Raw genomic sequence first — 16,498 nt, 5'->3', positions numbered from 1 at the left:
TCATCTCCCTCCACGTTAAAGTACGGTATGCCTCTTTAGTTTAGCAGATTAGAAGCCCGTAAATCCACCGAAAATAGGCTGTAACAAGCGTGTAATATATGTTAACCCATCAAAGAATAACAATATCCCAACGGCAATCATTATATAACCACCGATTTTCACTATTTTTTGGCTGTGTGTTCGAATCCAAGTCATACGTGAAATAAAGAATGATAACACGAAGAATGGAATCGCAAAGCCTAAATAATAAGCAAGCATATAGCTAAAGCCTGCACCAGGGTTTGTACTAGCTAACATTATAATCGACGCTAAAATTGGACCTGTACATGGTGTCCAACCAGCTGCAAAGGCTATTCCGATTAGAACGGACCCCAAATAACCTGATGGTCTATTTTTAAATTGGAATTTACGATCCCTCATTAAAAAGTCAATTTGTAGTAAACCTACAATCATTAAACCAAATACGACGATTAAAATAGCCCCAACCTGACGTAATAAGGTTTGATAATTAAGGAAGAACTCTGCTGCTAATGATGCTCCTAGTCCTATCATAATAAAGATAATTGAAAATCCTAGTAAAAAGAACAAGGTGTGAAAAACTGCACGCTTTTGCATCATACCTCGTTCAGATTTTAGCTCATCTAAAGTCATACCCGTTATGTATGATAAAAATGCTGGATACAATGGAAGGGTACATGGAGAAATAAAACTCAAAAACCCTGCACCAAAAGCTAAAAATACGTTAATATCTGTTCCCATATTTTTTAATCGCTCCTTACAGTTACTGCATCCATCGTACCAAAAAACACTGTAAAATGCGCCCTTCCTGATTGTGAACGTTTCATGGCAATAAAGTGTTAAAAAAGTGAATTATCCTTATAATCTTATGCACAATTTCACAATCAGCCTCAGTAATTATAAAGATAATTGCTCGTGTACCTATGCATTATGCCCTTCACTTGCATTATCTGTCAACAAAATTCGCGTTATTTCTACAAACAGAATTTTCCATTTTTTAAAACCGTAGTAGCTATTGTAAATTGTACCATTCAATACTTGATTATGTAAGGAAGGTCTTCAGACATAAATATTAGAGCTTGTCCAAAGACATTTACATCTTTGAGTATCATATTTACGCCTTCTTAATGTCCTGTAAGTGCACTTTTAATCGTTAGAATCCACGGAAACAAAATAAATAGCGTTAGTATAATAAACGGGGGCCATGCCTTCACATTTGTAGCCCCCCTATATGAAAACAGGGGATAAAATAATCTAACCAATTGGTACTAGCCCATAAAATCGCTCCTTGAAAAATAGCCATATTAGCTGTTGATAAAGATACTTTAAGGCAAAAACAGCAACAGTTAAGACACAAATAGCGTCGTTAACCCGCCATACACCTCTTCATTTTTTACCGCTACAGATGCTGATCCCCCATGACTATCTCCAACAGCTGTGAATTTTGTGTAAATGTTAAATCCCAAATTCACTTTTACGCACGCTATTAATCGAGTATTTTTCCCCCTCTCAGGTCAGGATACCCAAAAGGCTTTACATTGCAAGCTGTTTTCTACTATTGATTTTTCTGTCGATTTCGTTCCATTATTGTAGAAATAGCTTCTTGCATAAGAAATACACTAACGCTCACATATTATTGTAATAAACCTTCAAATTATCCCACCTTTTGTTAAACAACAGAAAATTAGGTCATCCGATGACCGAATGATATTATCTGTATTTTCTTAATTCAATATTTTCCCAAAATCTTAAAATTCGCCATATTGCTATTACACAAAGTATTCACGTTAAAGGGTAAGTAAATTACTTTTCTTCATGTATAATAAAGGTATGATTGAGCATAAATGAGGTGTAGCTCCTTGGAATTAAGAAAAATTAAACCGAAAAAAATATATGAGGAAGTATCTGAAATCCTTTACGAAAAAATCAGAGCAGGGGCACTGAAACCTGGTGATCGTCTTGACTCTGTTGAACAGCTTGCAGAGCAATTACAGGTAAGTAGATCTGCTATAAGAGAGGCACTTTCTGCTTTAAAGGCTATGGGATTAATTGAAATTAAACAGGGCTCAGGAACATTTGTTAAAAGCATTCAGCCTAGCCAACTCGATTTTCCACTATCGACAGCGATTTTAACAAATAAACAAGATGTCTCCCATTTGCTAGAAGTACGTAAAATCATTGAAGTAGGTGCTGCTGCAAGTGCAGCTATCCATCGAACGGACGAAGACATTCAAGCAATGATTCAAATATTGGATGAAATGAAACGTGTACAAGGAGATGGCGAGCTAGGTGAAAAAGTGGATTTCCAATTTCACGCGGCCATTTCAAAAGCTTCTCAAAATCCCCTACTTGCAACTATATTAGATCAAGTCTCAGGATTAATGATTGAAACGATGAAAGAGACACGTCGGATTTGGCTATATTCTAAAAAAACAACAAGTGAACAGCTATACGATGAGCATATGCAAATCTTCCTTGCCATTAAACAGCAAAATGAAGAGCTAGCAAAGCATGCTATGGCTTCCCATTTAAGAAATGTGGAAAAGATTTTAATGCAATATTTTGAAACAACTGAATCAATGAAATAACAGTAGCTGCCTAATTATAGGCAGCTTTAAAATTTTTTTGGAAATTTTTGATAAACACTTTTACTCATGTAAAAAGTTGTAGTATTATAAAAACAATCTATTTCCCTCATTAAAATCATCAGATGACCAGTTGAATTATGATTAAAGGGAATTGTTTCATTTAGAGAAGAGCTCAATCGTCATTAGATCGATAGTGATTCTCTCACTTAGTAAATGTTTATATCTTGGAGATACATTAAAAGGAGCGATAAACATGAAAGTTTCACTATTTGCCACTTGTTTAGTTGATATGTTTCAAGGGGATGTAGGAAAAGCTGTTGTTGAAGTACTTGAAAGACTTGGCTGTGATATTGACTTTCCAGAAAATCAAATTTGCTGCGGACAGCCAGCCTATAATAGCGGCTACGTAAAGGAATCTAAAAATGCCATGAAAAAAATGATTTCAGCCTTTGAACATGCTGAATATGTGGTCTCCCCTTCAGGATCCTGTGCGTATATGTTTAAGGAATATCCAGAAGTTTTTCAGGGGGACCCTATTTGGGAACAAAAAGCACAAGCATTAGCAGATAAAACCTATGAATTTACTGAATTTATTGTCAATGTATTAAAGATTGAGAATGTAGGAGCCCATTTAGAAAGCACAGCTACTTATCATACCTCCTGCCATATGACCCGTCTACTTGGAGTAAAAGAAGCACCACTTAAATTATTACGTCAAGTGAAAGGTTTACAGTATGTGGAATTGCCAGGAAAAGATCGCTGTTGCGGATTTGGTGGGACCTTTTCAGTAAAAATGGGCAACATCTCAGGAGAAATGGTTACTGAAAAAGTACACGATGTGGAACAGACAGAAGCAGATATCCTAATTGGCGCTGATGCTGGTTGTTTAATCAATATTGGCGGTCGAATTAATCGACAGGGAAAGCCAATTAAAGTGATGCATATTGCAGAAGTATTAAATTGCCAATAGATCAAAGGGGGTAATAGCAATGGCCATGAAAACTAGTGACGATCTATTTAATGATCGAGTAACAAAGGAGTTAGACAATACATTTATGCGTGGAGCTGTGTCAAGTGCACAGGAACGCTTTCAAACACGTCGACTTACACAGGCTGAAGAGCTTGGTCATTGGGAGGAATGGCGCTCTCATGGTGAAGAAATTCGCAAGCATGTACTAGCAAACTTAGATTTTTACTTGTATCAGTTGAGTGAAAATGTTGCACAAAGAGGTGGTCATGTTTACTTTGCGCAAACTGCAAAAGAAGCTACAGACTATATTCGAGGCATTGCAAAAAAGAAAAATGCTAAGAAAATCGTAAAATCTAAATCAATGGTTACAGAAGAAATCAACTTAAATACTGTGTTAGAAGAGCTTAGTTGTGAAGTTATTGAGACAGATTTAGGTGAATACATTTTGCAGGTGGATGATCATGAGCCGCCATCCCACATCGTTGTTCCAGCCTTGCATAAAAATAAGGAGCAGATTAGAGACGTCTTTAAAGAAAAGCAAGGCTATGATAAAACTGAAAAACCAGAGGAGCTTGCCCTCTATGTCCGTGAAAAACTTCGTAAAGAGTATTTGACTGCTGATATTGGCATCACAGGCTGTAATTTTGCCATTGCAGAGAGCGGCTCTATCACACTTGTTACAAATGAAGGTAACGCAGATTTAGTGACTGCCCTGCCAAAAACTCAAATTACAGTTATGGGCATGGAACGAATTGTTCCCACTTTTGAAGAGATGGAGGTACTTGTCAGTTTATTAACAAGAAGCGCTGTTGGACAAAAGCTTACTAGCTATATTACAACTTTAACGGGGATAAAAGAAGAAGGAGATACAGATGGTCCTGAGGAATTCCATTTAGTTATTGTTGATAATGGGCGCTCCGATATTTTAGGAGGCGAATTCCAGTCAATTCTACAATGTATTCGCTGTGCAGCATGTGTCAATGCATGTCCTGTTTATCGTCATGTTGGTGGTCATACGTACGGCTCCATCTATTCAGGACCTGTGGGTGTTGTACTTTCTCCATTATTAGGTGGCTACGATGATTTTAAGGAGTTACCATATGCCTCCACACTGTGTGGGGCATGTACAGAGGCTTGTCCTGTGAAAATTCCATTACATCAGCTTATTCATCGGCATCGTCAAGTAATTGTGGAAAACGAAGGAAGAGCACCTGTTTCTGAAAAATTACTCATGAAGGCTTTTGGTCTAGGTGCCTCCTCCCCTACCCTTTATAAAATGGCAGCAAAAATGGCCTCACCTACAATGTCGCCATTTACTAAAGACAATAAAATCTCAAATGGCCCTGGTCCATTAAAAGCATGGACCGAGACAAGAGATTTTCCAGCACCAAATAAAAATAAATTTAGAAACTGGCTGAAGCAACGTTCTAAAGGAGGAGAGCAGTGATGATAGGTACCATAGAAAATAGAGATGCCTTTTTATCAAAAATCGCTCAGCAGCTTGGACGTGCACCCAAAACTGAGCTTACACAACCTATATGGCAATATCAGCCACAAGGGAGAGTGCTAAAGGATGCAACAAAAGATGAATTAGTAGAGGTTTTGGTGGAGCAATGTAAAAATATTCATACAGACATTATTTTAACAAATACAGCTAATCTTTCGAAGGATTTACAAAAAGTCGTAGATAATTATGGACGTCGTTCAGTAGTTACATGGAGAGATGAGCGTTTTGAACGTTATGGCCTAACATTATTTATGACAGAGCACTGGTCACAAATGGGCATTCAACTTTATGAATGGAACTCGGCACAGCATGAGGAAAATATTCGGCAGGCTGAAAAAGCAAATATCGGCATTACCATAAGTGAAATAACATTAGCTGAATCAGGAACTGCTGTACTTTTTAGTAGCAAGAATAAAGGTAGATCTGTTAGCTTCTTACCGGAGAAATCCATTATTTTAATTCCTAAAAGTACAATTGTTCCACGTATGACACAAGCCGCCCGCTTCATTCGTGAAAAAATAAGAGATGGAGAGCAAATCGCCTCCTGTATCAACTTTATTACAGGACCAAGTAACTCTGCTGATATCGAAATGATTCTGATTGTAGGTGTACACGGACCTATTAAAGCTACATACATCGTCATTGAAGATCAGTAATTTTTGGCACTATCGCTACTAATTTTTATTCAGGATGCAGATACTTAGAAGTTGGTACTATCATTTAGATTAGTTGAAAAGATAAACCAGACATTCTATTAATTTCAGAATGTCTGGTTATTTTTTGTATTACTTAATAAAAAGGCGAATTAATTTGTTACACTCTCCGTTACAATTTCTTTATTATAAAATTCTGGGTGTGCTTCTTTTAAGACAGAAGTTCGGAGCAAAACCAATGTAATCGTCACAATAATCGCACTAGTAGAGAGTAAAATCGCCGTTGCTGGTAATGTATCGTACAGGATGCCATACACCAACATACCAATTGGCATCATCGACATAGCCATCGTTTCCATTAACCCAAATACACGTCCTCGATATTCCTCTGATATTAGCTTTTGCATATAAACACCAATAGGCATATTAATACCCATTTCAAAGATTGCAAAAATAAAGTAAATCACAATATAAAAAATCACAATCGTTAAATACGATAATTTCATCAATAATGGTAATACGGCTAAGCTCAAACTACTTGCTAGCAGCAATAAACTGATTTTAGAAAAACGTAACGGTACTTTAACCTCTGCCCTTGTCGCAAAATAAACGGAGGCAATGAGCATACCAAAAGCACCAGAAGCCTCGATAAAGCCAAAATGTGTAGATTTTACTTTTAGTAATTCAATAATAATATAAGTCCCACCAACAACAATGGCAGAGAAGAATAAATTAATCCATAATGACATCCACATTACGGTTTTAATAACCTTTTGCTGCTTAATGTAACGAAAGCCACTAGTAAGCCCTTCCCAAATCTTTTCCTTTTTCACATCTCCATCTCTTGTACTATAAAGGGTGAAGTTCATCGTTGCCTCCAAGAGAAAAGCAATTGAATAGGCAATCATATTGATTATTAAAAATACTTTCATTGAGAAAAAACCATACATCATTCCCCCGATTATAGGCCCCCCTATTGCAGCAACTGACACTGATAATTGGTTAAATGATATGGCACGCTGTAATCGCTCTGGATTGACCAATGTTGCGATAGCTGATGAAAATGTTACACCTGAAAAAGCGGAGCAAATCGTATTAACAACTGTTGCTACATAAATAGCATAAACCGACATCCCTACTGTTTCTGTGTAGAGCAGTAAGCCCCCTACTGTTAAAATCGTTCCTGCTTGTGCAAGTAGAATTGTACGTTTTTTCGGGTAATTATCAGCAACATGGCCAGCTATAGGTGCAACAAGTGCTCGCGGTAATACTGAACATATCATGTTGGTCGCAAAGCTTGTTGCAGACCCCGTCATGGCTAAGATATACAAACTAATCCCAAAGGATAGCACATTTGTCCCTAGCATCGCTATCAATTTGCTGGCTGTAAATGTCCATAAATGATAGGTTGCTTTTTTATATTTTGCTGCTTCATCCATTCTAAAACCCTCCAAATTTTTAATAAAAATTAAAAGTTTAATTTTATTAAACAAAATATAGCATAACTTCTACTTTTCACGCAAGAGAAAGTTTAATATAATTAAACAAAGGTTATGTTATAAATAAAGGAGGCGAGGCAGTGAACTCTTTAGGTACACGAATTCGCAATTTAAGAAAGGAACGAAAATTTACATTAGAGGCTCTTGCTGGCGATCGTCTTACAAAAGGAATGCTAAGTCAAATTGAAAATGATAAGGCTAAGCCCTCGATGGAAAGCCTTGACTATATCGCGGAGCGTTTAGGGGTAAAAGCAAGTGAATTACTTGAAGAAATAGCACCATCTACAATACGACATCTTTTAGAGCGGGTGGAAATTTTTTATGCACAAATACAGCTTGGTGATACAAAAAATCTGGAACAAACTATAGAGATGATTAAGCCTTATGTAGAAGAGCTCCCACTTAGCTATGAAGCAGGTCGTTTACTGTATATTTACGCGGTAGCACAATATCAAGCAGGCATAACGACATGGGAATCGCCACTCAATCGTGCACGCTTTATATTTAAAGAAATTAATTTACTGAGTCATTGGTTTGAAACCTACGTTATACAATCAGCTGTATTCATGGAAGGTCGAAACTATAATATGGCTTATTCCTGTATCTTACAGGCTAAGGAAGAGGCTGAGCAGGAAAATTATCAACTTGATTCACGAGATGCTGGGAAAATGGCTTATTATATTAGCATTTTTCAATTAGCTATCGGAGAATATGAAGCAGGTAAGCAACTTGTTAAAGAGTCAATTGCCAATGCACATAAAAACCAATTTTATTATTATATTGATGATATGTATCGTATAGCAGCGTTTTGTGCCATGGTTGACAATGATTTCGAACAAACAGAGCATTTGATAACAAAGCTAGAGCAATATCGTGTTTTTGTGGAACAAGCGGATGTGGATGCCTTTATTTTCACATTACGAGCTCACTATTATAACAATTACACCCATGATTATGAAAAGGCACTAGAGGAAATAGAGCGTTTTCGTCCACTTATGGATATGGGAGCCATCAAATTTGATAAAAACCTATATTATTGTGAAAAAGGTAAATCCTTATATTTGCTAGGTCGATACGAAGAAGCTAAGGAAGCTTTTGCACATTTTACAAACATCCCATCATTCTTCCTACATCCATTTGACATTTTAGGCTTTAATGAATGCTTCTCCTATAAGGCACTCTGTTATGCACATTTTGGTGAGTTAACAACAGCCTATGAAATTGCAAAAATGGCCTATATGGATTCACAGGATTTAATCGATCTTCCGTATAAGCAAAAAATTGAAGAAACCTATTATTCCATTAAGGGACAGATTGACACTGTGTAATAAAAATGACCTATTGTGAATTATATAGTGCTCATTTAAATTTAATAAATTCGAAACTTTATTACTAAAAAAAGGGTAGAGAAAAAAGAAATTTTCCTCTACCCCATCTACCCCTTACCTTTTATCCCTTCTCATTTCCTTCTGAATCCTGCGTAGAGCTTTTTTTGAGCCACGATCGATATCATGCTGAAGCTTGCGTTCTTTATAGTCTACAAATAATGTTTCCACATCATAATCTTCAGGATATAGTTCAGTTGCAGAAAGCTCTAATACCAAACGCTTAATATTTACCTCCATAAACTGTTCCTTATAATACACGACAACATTACAGTAATTATCTACTTCTTTGTAGACAAGCCCAACATCATCATAATCTAATAATTTCACTCGATCCCCTTTGGAAAATTCATGGTTCATCTTTGTGCCCTCTTTTCCTATCTTGGGCCTTCTAATTTTACTGTCATGAACCCTTTCTAGCTGGTAATCCTTATTGTCCAAATAGTCCTTCGCACGCTGTAATACTGTTTTGCGAATATTCATTTTCTGTGAAATCCAAAGCGCATTACTTTCGCCAGAGGCACCAATCATTAATTGATACAATGGCTCCAATGTTTCGCTATTAAAACGCATAGCCGCATTCATAAAATCACTATGCATTTCAGAAAAACGTTTTATTTCACCGTAATGGGTTGTAGCAACTGTTATACAGCCCATATGATAGAATTCCTCTAAAATAGATATAGCTAATGCCGCTCCTTCGTTTGGTTCCGTCCCACTGCCAATTTCATCAAAAAGTAATAATGTATGATTATTCGATGCCATCATAATATCCGAAAGATTTTTCATATGAGATGAAAATGTACTAAGGGCATTTTCAATACTTTGATTATCACCAATATCTACGAAGATATTATCAAATACAGCTATTTCGGTTCCTTTTTCGGCTACGATATGAAAGCCTGACATGGTTGCCAATGTTAAAAGGCCGATCGTCTTGAGGACTACCGTTTTTCCACCAGCATTAGGCCCTGTTATAATCAAGCTTCGGTAATCTTGACCGATTTCAAACGTTAATGGCACCGCATTTCCTGGTAATAAAGGGTGCTTCCCATTGATTAATTTGATAGTGCCATATTCGTTCAAGCTTGGCTCAATGCCTCCTACTTGCTTGCTATACTTAGCTTTAGCAAAAACCATATCATACTGACTAATCAACTCCATATTAATCGTGATTTCGCGAATATTTTCCATCAGAAGTCCTGATAATGAAGCTAAAATCTGATATTCCTCGATAGCTTCCTCCGCTTTCAGGGTCGCCAACTCTACATTTAATTTTGCGACTGCACTAGGTTCTATAAAAACTGTAGCACCCTTCGCTGAAATTTCCACCACTGTTCCCTGCACATGATTTTTATAGGACGCCTTAATAGGAATTGTGTAACGATCATCCTTTTTACTAATAAAAAATTCCTGTATATAGGTTTTATTTGCACTACTGTTTAAAAATTTTGTTAAGCGTTCTTTAATTTTCTCCTCTGTCGTATCAATATGGTTTCGAATGCGCTTTAGTTCTCGACTAGCTGCTGAATCTACGCGATTAGCTTTAATCGCAAAATTTATTTCCTCTTCTACACTTTTAAATTCAGCCATTGAAAGAGCATAGGAAGCAAGAACTGGCGCAAAAAACTCCTTCTCCAACATAAATTTTTTTATTTTGCGACATCCACGTAAAAAATCTGAAATGCTTATTAACTCACTTGGATCTAAAATAACCCCTTTTTCAAGCTTTTTGATGGTACTGTCAATATTTGTTACGCCTAAAAAAGGAATATGCCCCTCTGCATCTAAAATGGCCCGTGCCTCTGTCGTTTCGTTCAATCGATTTCTCACAACAGATATGCTAGAACTTGGCTCTAATTTATCCAATAACTGTTTACCTAATCCACTCACACAGTAGCATTTTACATTTTCCTTCAATTCATTATATTGTAACTTCTCAAGAGTAGTATAATTCATTGTTAATTGCTCCTCACTATGATTTTTTAGAATCATTCATGAAGATACCTATTATTAGATAGCAATGATTTTATTAAAAAAAAAAGCTGCGGGGATACCACAGCTTTCACATTACAAAGGGTATGTAATAAGCATCCTGAAAAAACCTCATCAACATGAAGTTAGTCAGTGCATTACACGCTTTATAAAGTATTGTAGGTATCTTCATAGGTATTGAAATAAACGCATGACCAAATAGGGGGTTACTTTTCCATAAATCCCCTGTCGTCAATCATTTTATTTCGATGTAATTATTCCTATTTAGAACCTACTACACTCACAAAAAGCACCTCTCAATATTTTTCATTGTTATCTAATTTGTCATTATCTTACTATATGCAATAAAAAAAGTAAAGGTGCTTTCATCTTCTTATAAGACTGAGTTATGCTCTTGGCTAACTGACATAAATGTAACAAAGAAAAAACCTGTAGAAAATTTCTACAAGTTCTTAAAAGCAGATTTATGATGAGCCTTTCTCGTTTCAATGATTTTCGAGCCAGAAAACAGTAGTAAAGCTCCCCAAATAATACTAAATGCAATTAACTCTACCTGACTAAACGGCTCTTTATATAACACAATTCCTAAAATTAATACAATAGTCGGTGAGACATATTGTATAAAGCCTAGTAAATAAAGCGGAATATTTTGTGCACCTTTTGCAAATAAAATTAAAGGTATAGCTGTCACCAAGCCACTAACAATCATCAGGATGTCTGTTTTTACACCGACATGTAAGAATGAAGCTTGCTGCGTTGTGAACAGATAGACGTAATAGCCTAATGCAATTGGTAAAATAAATAATGTTTCTATAGCTAGTCCTCTCGTGGCATCAAGTGAAATTTTCTTTTTCAATACACCGTAAATGGCGAAGGATAATGCAATAAGCAGTGCTACCCATGGAACGGAACCATAGTTAATCGTTAAAATAATGACTGCAATAAAGGCAATTCCTGTAGCTACCCATTGTGCACGATTAAGCGTCTCTTTAAAGAAGATAACCCCAAAAATAACTGAAAGAAGAGGATTAATATAATAGCCTAAGCTGGTCTCAATTAAATGGTTATGTGTAACTGCCCAAATATATAAATACCAGTTCATAGAAATGACAAAGGATGCTCCTGCCAACTGCCAGAAATGCTTTTGGTGTGACCATAAATACTTTATATCTGCTAGAAGATCCTTACGCATGCCAAATAGGACTACTGCTAATACCGTAAAGACAAAGGACCAGATGACTCGAGATAATAATATTTCCATACTCGGTACATGCTCGAGTAATTTCCAATATAGAGGAAAGGCACCCCAGAAAACATAAGCCAAGAACGCTGCCAAAACCCCTTTTTTTTCATTTGACATTGCCTCTAATTCTCCTACTCTTGTTGAAATTGATTACGACTTTGCGCAATTTTTAAAGAATAGACTAATTATAGGACTTAGCTCTGGAACTGTAAATGCTTAATTTACAGCCTTTCTATATGGATGCTATGCATCATTCTCAGATTCAAGCTCAGAAATATAGTTACGCACCATTCTATAGCTAATATCTGGATTAATTTGCCGTTTAATACGAATATGGATTTCCTTAATACCTACACCCTGCTCCCGCATATCACGAATCATTGATTTGAGAGGACCTGAAAGTGACTCTCTCGACAATGCAGTGTATTTACTTAACTCAAAAAGTAGCTCAGTATTTTGTCTGCGAAGCTCCTTCAGCTCATCAACTGCACAATTATATTCAGTCAACTTCTTTTGTAATACCACATTTTGCTGCTTTAATTTTTGCACATCTTCCGCCAGCTGTAAATTTTGTTTTTTTAATAGTTTTCGCTCCTGCTCTAAAATATGATGTTTCTCATCTATATCAACATGCATGGCATTATACAGCTCTTCTAAATGCATTAATCCCTGATAGCGATTTTGTGATACGAGTATAAGCGTTTCCGTCATATTAATGGCAAGTGCCCCATCTTTTAATGTTTCACAAGACAATCCAATTGCATTTACTTTGCCCATTATCGTTTCTTCACTCCACTACTAAAATCTTCGTGTAATGGTATTGCTGTAATAACCATCTATCCACACACTTTCTCTATTGATAATCATTCTCATTCATTTAATCATAATCACTATTTTCTTTTTTGTCAAAGACAAATCCAGGAGAAATCTGAAAAGTAGCTTAAATTCGTATTCAGCTCACCACCTATTGAGATGGGAGACTTCTGTATCTGCTGCCGCTACGCTTACGCGCATAAAACATCTACCGCTATGCTTTCGATACAAAAAAACATTTGCTGAAAAAAGTTAAATATCTTGCGCAAGAAAAAGCTTCTTGCAGTATGCAAGAAGCTTTAAGGTTACATTTTTTTCAGTTTTTCATATTCAAGCTGTAGGCGTTCAATACGTTTTCGGCCTTCCTCACGATTTCTCGCTGTCTCCGCTTGAATTTGTTTTGTTTCTTGAATACCAGCCATAATTGTTTGCCATGTTGTTTCAATAGTTTCAATTTTTATGCTTGGGCTACCTGCAGAACGTGCGATATTAACACTATTTTTACTAATATTCTCTGCATTTCTCACAAGCATTTCATTTGTACGACGGTCCAGTTCACTCATTGAATCTGAAATAAGCTTTTGGCGTTTTAACGTTACAGCATGAATAAGTCCTTGCTTAAAGATCGGTATTGTTGTAACGAACGCAGAGTTAATTTTAGCAATTAAATGGTTATTCCCTTGCTGCATCAATCGAATTTGTGGAGCAGACTGGAATGAAACTTGCTGTGCCATTTCTAGATCATAACGACGTTGCTCAAGTAACTCCACAGCACGGAGCAATGTTTCATATTCCATTGCTGCTAATTGATCACCAGTTTGAGCTTTTTGTTCAAGCGCTGGTAATGACGCACGTACTTCGTCAGTTCTTACTTCAATCGCGGCAACAAACTTACTCAACGTTTGGAAGTAGTCTAAATTTTGATCATAAAGATTTTCAAGATCAACCGTATTCCTTTTCATCTCAACTTCATATTTTTGAATCTCACGATAGATCACATCAACTTCCTTATTCATGCTGTCATATTTGGATAGAAACTTTTCTAATTGTTCCTTTCCTTTTGTAAATAGCCTTGATAGGAAGCCTCCCTTTTTGTCCTCCGCAAAATCTTGAGGATCGAATTTATCCATAATCCGATTTAAGTTATTTAATAATACACTTGATTCCTCAAGCTTACTCGTTTTCATTGATGCAAGCATTTTATCTGAAAAAGTAGAAATGCCATTCGCTGTTTCTTTTCCAAGCTCTAGCATTGCAATTTGATCTTTTACATCAATTTTTTGTGCTAATGCATGAACCTCAGGATCTTGCTTTAATGCCAACTGATTTTGAGCAATTTGAGATAGCTCTTGCTCAGAAACAAGTACTGGTTTTTGCTCTTGCTCCACTTTTGCCAATGGATTAGGCTGTAATAATGGATTTTCTGATGCGAATGGATCTTTCGATTTTAATAGGTCATTGTTGAATTCAGACATATTGATTTACCCCCTGCGATTTATCTTCTACTATTTACGATTCCAGTACAAAAAAGTTTCATTTATTCAAGCATTGCAAAAAATGAGTTTGTCAATCTATAGGAACCCTCCAAATGCTCAAGTTGAAGTCTAAAACTTGTTGGATTAGAACTATCGACAAAAACCTGCAATTGCTCACGATTATTCAAGATTGAGACTAATTCATCACTCTTAGGTACCTGTTGCTTAAGCTTGTCAAAAAACAGTTCCTTCTCTTCCTTTGATGCTGGACGATAATTTGATTTTTGTTTTAAAATAGCATCAATTTGTGCTTGCGATAACATAGTTTCAACCCCTTTTATAAATTATAGCTTGTTTTACGAGGAAATTCGACAGAATCCACTAATTATTTGACATTGTTTTCTATGTTTGACATGCACACACTAAAAAAGCAGCTATACTCTGTAAGATTAACTACAAGTAATTGTACATTAGGTCTTATAAGATCGTATTTGTTTTATAATGTTTCACATTTAATATAAAATGCACATGACTAATTTATGTGTTGCCATATACACTCCGCACATTGTGAAGAGGTTGCTTAGTTGGAATTAAACTGAATAATTCGATATGAAATAGGGTCATTTTATCAATAACGATAAATTGATCCTTTTTGATTTGACAACTAATTATTCTTTGTAGTCTCACTATACTATTGATATTCAGATTTAGGAATAAAAATAAAAGCAATGTCTCCTGTTGTCGCTATACACACCGTCACTTCTTTTTATATTTAATATTAGTGTGTAAAGAATGGAAATTCATGATGTAGGAAATACTGTAGTTCTCTTTTGCAAATAACAAGTCAAAATAAAACCAAATCAATACGGAGGTAAAAAAATGAATGTCCTTGATTGTATCATTATAGGTGGAGGTCCTTCTGGGTTAAGTGCTAGCTTAACATTAGGAAGGGCTAGGAGAAACATTGCAATATTTGACGATGGAACGAATAGGAATAGAGTGACACAAGCGTCACATGGATTTATTACTCGAGATGGGATAAAACCACAATCGTTTAAAGAAATAGCGTTAAAAGAGTTGGAGAATTACCCATCCGTATCATATTTTACTGCAACAGTTACTGAAATCATAAAGGATATAGGTAATGAGCGATTTACTGTCAAAACATCTACTAGTCAGGAATTTGTTTCAGAAAAAATAATACTCGCCACAGGTATTCAAGAAATATTTACTATACCAAGTATAAGCAAGTTTTATGGGAAAAGTTTATTTAGTTGTCCGTATTGTGATGGCTGGGAGCAAAAAGATAAGCCATTGGTGGTTATTGCAGAAAAAGAAGAGCATGTACTGCATTTGACTAAGTTAATTTATAATTGGTCGCAGGATTTGGTTGTCTTAACGAATGGAGTTCAATTATCTAAAGAAGGTAAAATAGAGTTACAAAAACACAATATCAAAATTATTTCGGAAAAGATAAAAGACTTCATAGGTAATGACGGTTACTTACAAAAAATAGAGTTTGAAACAGGAGCAACCATTACAAGATCGGGTGGATTTGTTGCCCCATCTTATTATCGCCCAAATCAATTTGCTGAGAAGCTTGGCTGTGAAATTCATGAAAATGGAAAAGTTATAACAGATGGTGTCGGTAGAACAACCCAAAAAAACGTATATATTGCTGGGGAAACAGAAAGATCTAAACCATCCTCTTTAATGATTTCAGCTGCTAAAGGTAATAAAGCTGCGGTTTCAGTTAATACTGATCTAACGATGGAACGCTTTTGATTACGTCATAACACCTTCTGCTTCACCTAAATAGGAACTACACATCAGCGCCAATGTGTTGCCACATATACTTCAAACATTGTGTTAGAGTTAGTATAAGAATTTACGAAGAACGGATTTTGATTTTAGAATTCGTTTTTTCTAGTTGTTTAAAAAGATAGAAGGTTTTTTGTTAAAGTTATTGAACTAACGGCACAGCTTAGTTTATAGACTTATTCTACAATCGGGCGCTATTTTTGAGGAAAACTTAGATAATCAAACGACTTTTTAGTTATATTTTTTAGTGTAGTGAAGAATCTTACATCTAAAATTAAACAACTATATTTTTAACCTCGTCCTAAATTTAGAGCGAGGTTATGCTTGTTTGAGCTTTTAAAATTAAAAAACTTTATTGTCATTTTACAGCAGGTTCGTTCAATAAGAAAATAAATAAGGCTGTACCGAAAAATCGATTAACATCGACTTTTCGGACAGCCCCTTTTGAATTACAATAAAATGTTTAGCATCTTATCGCAACTTAACTATTTCAATTTGTTGAACACTTGACTTTTAATAGCTGCTTCTATC

Annotated in this window: 13 protein-coding genes; 6 read left to right on the top strand and 7 right to left on the bottom strand. The window is 35.8% G+C overall.

What is annotated here, in order from left to right; translation table 11 throughout:
- Positions 1-48: 48 nt before the first annotated feature.
- Complete coding sequence (locus tag QNH24_RS09815; RefSeq protein WP_283871857.1) at positions 49-759, bottom strand: cytochrome c biogenesis CcdA family protein; 711 nt, start codon at positions 757-759, stop codon at positions 49-51.
- Between the two features lie 1,118 nt (positions 760-1,877).
- On the opposite strand from QNH24_RS09815, the gene QNH24_RS09810 reads away from it, so the two are divergent.
- From QNH24_RS09810 to QNH24_RS09795, 4 genes are all read left to right on the top strand, one after another.
- Positions 1,878-2,606, top strand: a complete 729-nt coding sequence (locus QNH24_RS09810) for a FadR/GntR family transcriptional regulator (protein ID WP_283871856.1) — start codon at positions 1,878-1,880, stop codon at positions 2,604-2,606.
- 253 nt (positions 2,607-2,859) lie between these two features.
- Positions 2,860-3,576, top strand: coding sequence for a (Fe-S)-binding protein (locus QNH24_RS09805; protein ID WP_283871855.1), 717 nt, complete (start codon positions 2,860-2,862; stop codon positions 3,574-3,576).
- A 19-nt stretch (positions 3,577-3,595) separates the two neighbouring features.
- Positions 3,596-5,023, top strand: a complete 1,428-nt coding sequence (locus QNH24_RS09800) for a LutB/LldF family L-lactate oxidation iron-sulfur protein (RefSeq protein WP_283871854.1) — start codon at positions 3,596-3,598, stop codon at positions 5,021-5,023.
- The gene (locus tag QNH24_RS09795) at positions 5,023-5,739 is read left to right on the top strand and encodes a LutC/YkgG family protein (RefSeq protein WP_283871853.1); all 717 of its coding nucleotides are present in this window, start codon (positions 5,023-5,025) and stop codon (positions 5,737-5,739) included. The genes QNH24_RS09800 and QNH24_RS09795 overlap by 1 nt, the downstream gene beginning before the upstream one ends.
- Before the next feature lie 149 nt (positions 5,740-5,888).
- On the opposite strand, the gene QNH24_RS09790 is transcribed toward QNH24_RS09795, so the two are convergent.
- A complete protein-coding gene (locus QNH24_RS09790) occupies positions 5,889-7,175 on the bottom strand; it encodes an MFS transporter (RefSeq protein WP_283871851.1) in 1,287 nt (428 codons plus the stop codon).
- Positions 7,176-7,315: 140 nt separating this feature from the next.
- On the opposite strand from QNH24_RS09790, the gene QNH24_RS09785 reads away from it, so the two are divergent.
- The gene (locus tag QNH24_RS09785; RefSeq protein WP_283871850.1) at positions 7,316-8,563 is read left to right on the top strand and encodes a helix-turn-helix domain-containing protein; all 1,248 of its coding nucleotides are present in this window, start codon (positions 7,316-7,318) and stop codon (positions 8,561-8,563) included.
- Between the two features lie 114 nt (positions 8,564-8,677).
- Here QNH24_RS09785 and QNH24_RS09780 read toward each other — a convergent pair whose 3' ends face one another.
- The 5 genes from QNH24_RS09780 to QNH24_RS09760 form a co-directional block, all read right to left on the bottom strand.
- Positions 8,678-10,579: an endonuclease MutS2 gene (locus QNH24_RS09780; RefSeq protein ID WP_283871849.1), complete on the bottom strand. Its 1,902-nt coding sequence runs from the start codon at positions 10,577-10,579 to the stop codon at positions 8,678-8,680.
- Positions 10,580-11,057: 478 nt separating this feature from the next.
- The gene (gene rarD / locus QNH24_RS09775) at positions 11,058-11,975 is read right to left on the bottom strand and encodes an EamA family transporter RarD (protein WP_283871848.1); all 918 of its coding nucleotides are present in this window, start codon (positions 11,973-11,975) and stop codon (positions 11,058-11,060) included.
- 126 nt (positions 11,976-12,101) lie between these two features.
- Positions 12,102-12,635 (bottom strand): hypothetical protein, encoded by a 534-nt coding sequence (locus QNH24_RS09770; RefSeq protein WP_283871846.1) that lies wholly within the window; start codon positions 12,633-12,635, stop codon positions 12,102-12,104.
- 341 nt (positions 12,636-12,976) lie between these two features.
- Positions 12,977-14,146 carry a toxic anion resistance protein gene (locus QNH24_RS09765; RefSeq protein WP_283871845.1) on the bottom strand — a complete coding sequence of 390 codons (1,170 nt, stop codon included), beginning with the start codon at positions 14,144-14,146 and terminating at the stop codon, positions 12,977-12,979.
- A 62-nt stretch (positions 14,147-14,208) separates the two neighbouring features.
- Positions 14,209-14,469, bottom strand: coding sequence for a hypothetical protein (locus QNH24_RS09760; protein WP_283871844.1), 261 nt, complete (start codon positions 14,467-14,469; stop codon positions 14,209-14,211).
- 556 nt (positions 14,470-15,025) lie between these two features.
- On the opposite strand from QNH24_RS09760, the gene QNH24_RS09755 reads away from it, so the two are divergent.
- On the top strand, positions 15,026-15,931 hold the full coding sequence (locus QNH24_RS09755; protein WP_283871843.1) for an NAD(P)/FAD-dependent oxidoreductase: 906 nt from the start codon (positions 15,026-15,028) through the stop codon (positions 15,929-15,931).
- Positions 15,932-16,498 lie beyond the last annotated feature (567 nt).

Origin of the sequence: Lysinibacillus pakistanensis (genome assembly GCF_030123245.1) — a bacterium.
Lineage (GTDB): Bacteria > Bacillota > Bacilli > Bacillales_A > Planococcaceae > Lysinibacillus > Lysinibacillus pakistanensis.
This window is presented reverse-complemented; position numbering and strand designations above follow the sequence as displayed.

What these genes read in the sequence shown, in the direction of transcription:
- QNH24_RS09815 (WP_283871857.1), bottom strand. Translation starts at nt 759, where the DNA reads ATGGGAACAGATATTAACGTATTTTTAGCTTTTGGTGCAGGGTTTTTG.
- QNH24_RS09805 (WP_283871855.1), top strand. Translation starts at nt 2,860, where the DNA reads ATGAAAGTTTCACTATTTGCCACTTGTTTAGTTGATATGTTTCAAGGG.
- QNH24_RS09800 (WP_283871854.1), top strand. Translation starts at nt 3,596, where the DNA reads ATGGCCATGAAAACTAGTGACGATCTATTTAATGATCGAGTAACAAAG.
- QNH24_RS09795 (WP_283871853.1), top strand. Translation starts at nt 5,023, where the DNA reads ATGATAGGTACCATAGAAAATAGAGATGCCTTTTTATCAAAAATCGCT.
- QNH24_RS09790 (WP_283871851.1), bottom strand. Translation starts at nt 7,175, where the DNA reads ATGGATGAAGCAGCAAAATATAAAAAAGCAACCTATCATTTATGGACA.
- QNH24_RS09780 (WP_283871849.1), bottom strand. Translation starts at nt 10,579, where the DNA reads ATGAATTATACTACTCTTGAGAAGTTACAATATAATGAATTGAAGGAA.
- rarD (WP_283871848.1), bottom strand. Translation starts at nt 11,975, where the DNA reads ATGTCAAATGAAAAAAAAGGGGTTTTGGCAGCGTTCTTGGCTTATGTT.
- QNH24_RS09770 (WP_283871846.1), bottom strand. Translation starts at nt 12,635, where the DNA reads ATGGGCAAAGTAAATGCAATTGGATTGTCTTGTGAAACATTAAAAGAT.
- QNH24_RS09765 (WP_283871845.1), bottom strand. Translation starts at nt 14,146, where the DNA reads ATGTCTGAATTCAACAATGACCTATTAAAATCGAAAGATCCATTCGCA.
- QNH24_RS09760 (WP_283871844.1), bottom strand. Translation starts at nt 14,469, where the DNA reads ATGTTATCGCAAGCACAAATTGATGCTATTTTAAAACAAAAATCAAAT.
- QNH24_RS09755 (WP_283871843.1), top strand. Translation starts at nt 15,026, where the DNA reads ATGAATGTCCTTGATTGTATCATTATAGGTGGAGGTCCTTCTGGGTTA.